This is a genomic window from bacterium, from assembly GCA_016873475.1.
In the GTDB taxonomy this organism is placed as follows: domain Bacteria; phylum Krumholzibacteriota; class Krumholzibacteriia; order JACNKJ01; family JACNKJ01; genus VGXI01.
In genome coordinates this window covers 1-1,854 of the sequence record VGXI01000387.1, presented here as the reverse complement: position 1 = coordinate 1,854, position 1,854 = coordinate 1, and the positions used below count along the sequence as shown (strand labels likewise).

The window sequence follows — 1,854 nt, the reverse complement described above, 5'->3', positions numbered from 1 at the left end:
GGTCACGAGTCCGGCGCCGTACAGCTACGCCTGGATGCTCCAGAACTACCTGCCCGCCTGGGACGACGACGAGGACGGCCTCATCGACGAGGACCTGCTCGATCTCATCGACAATGACGGCGATGGTCAGATCGACGAGGATCAGCCGGGCGACATGAACGGGGACGGCTATCCTGGCGGCCCCGGCGACGAGGCGACCGACACGGATCTCCTCGGCGATCTGCTGGACCTTCAGGTCAAGCACGCGAACACGCGCGCGCTGGCCAAGGAAGACTACGATCCCGTGCGCGACGACGACGAGGACGGCATCAGCGACGAGGATGCCGAGTACAGTCGAAACGGGATCTGGGTTGTGAGGATTGGAGCGGGTGGGCTGCCCGACACGACGGTGCAGCCCATCTCCCTGACCAACGACAGGGGCCGCCAGCCATTCTTCAACCCGACGGGAAGTGACCTGATCTACGTGCAGAACGGCGACATCCACCGACTGCCCCTGGCATTCACGGCGGATGAAGTCAACGGTCTCAGCCCGAGCACGAACCTGACCAACTCCGCGGCGCTGGAGGCCTACCCGGCCTATGCCGACGACGGGGGCAGGATCGTCTACAGCTCGAGCCAGTACGGGAGCGCCGACCTCTTCATTCGCGAGGCCGACGGCACGGTGCACCGTGTGACGAACGCTCCCGGACAGGAACTCTTCGCCCGCTTCACCCCGGACGGGAGACAGCTGCTCTACGAGGGCTGGCTGTTCCCCGCGGGTTTGCGCCGGGTGATGATCACCGTCGAGCCGCTGCCCGAGTAGTAGATCCGCGTCCGGCGGGCCGCTCCGGCCGCCCGCTTCCCCGCCGGTGCGAAGCGCCCCCTCGCGCGGCTGGCGCCCCTTGCGCGTGAACGCTAAGGGGTGGCATGCAACGGGAGATCTTCGTCCACGTCGGCGCGACCGAGGTCGCGGTAGCCGTGCTCGAGAACCACGAGCTGGTCGAGTACCTCGTCGAGCGCGGCGACAGCAAGCACATCGTCGGCGACGTCTACAAGGGGCTGGTCAAGGCGGTCCTGCCCGGCATCCAGGCCGCCTTCGTCGACATCGGCTACGAGAAGGCCGGCTTCCTGCACGTCTCGGACCTCGCCTGGGGCGAGGGCGACCCGGAGCGCCTCAAGGATCTCGACCTGGACGAGGAGCGGGCCGGCAAGAACGGCCGCGGCCGGCGCGAGGCCGCCAGCTACCCGCCCATCGAGAGCCTGCTCAAGAAGGGCGACGAGGTCGTCATCCAGGTCACGAAGGAGCCGATCGGCACCAAGGGACCGCGCCTGACCGCCCAGCTCTCCCTGCCCGGCAAGTTCTGCGTGCTGATGCCCGGCATGGACTACATCGGCGTCAGCCGCAAGATCCTCGATCGCAACGAGCGCACGCGCCTGAAGCGCATCATCCAGCGCTGCCGGCCCAAGGGCTACGCGGTGATCGTGCGCACGGCTGGCGAGCGGGTGGAAGAGGAGCAGCTCGAGGAGGACGTGCGCGCCCTGCACGCCCGGCACCAGGAAATCGTCGAGAAGACCAAGGGCCGCAAGGCCCCCGTGCGTCTGCGCGAAGAGGTCGGCCTCGTCATCGGTCTCGTGCGGGACATCTTCAACGAGGAAGTCAAGCGCCTGCTCATCGATCACGAAGTGGAGCACGCGCAGCTGGTCGACTACGTGCGCACCTTCGCGCCCGAGCTGGAGAACCGGGTGCTCTACTATCGCGAGGAGCTGCCCATCTTCGACGCCTTCGGCATCAGCAGCGAACTGGAGCAGAGTCTGCAGCGGCAGGTCTGGCTCAAGCGCGGCGGCTACCTCGTGTTCGACCACACCGAGGCGCTC

General features: G+C 67.3%; 2 protein-coding genes. Both read left to right on the top strand.

Annotation, left to right across the window (positions count from 1 at the left end; genetic code table 11):
- Nucleotides 1-802, top strand: an 802-nt coding sequence (locus tag FJ251_16030; GenBank protein MBM4119209.1) for a hypothetical protein, incomplete at its 5' end; no start/stop codon positions are given.
- A 104-nt stretch (nucleotides 803-906) separates the two neighbouring features.
- On the top strand, nucleotides 907-1,854 hold a 948-nt coding region (locus FJ251_16025), incomplete at its 3' end, for a S1 RNA-binding domain-containing protein (GenBank protein MBM4119208.1).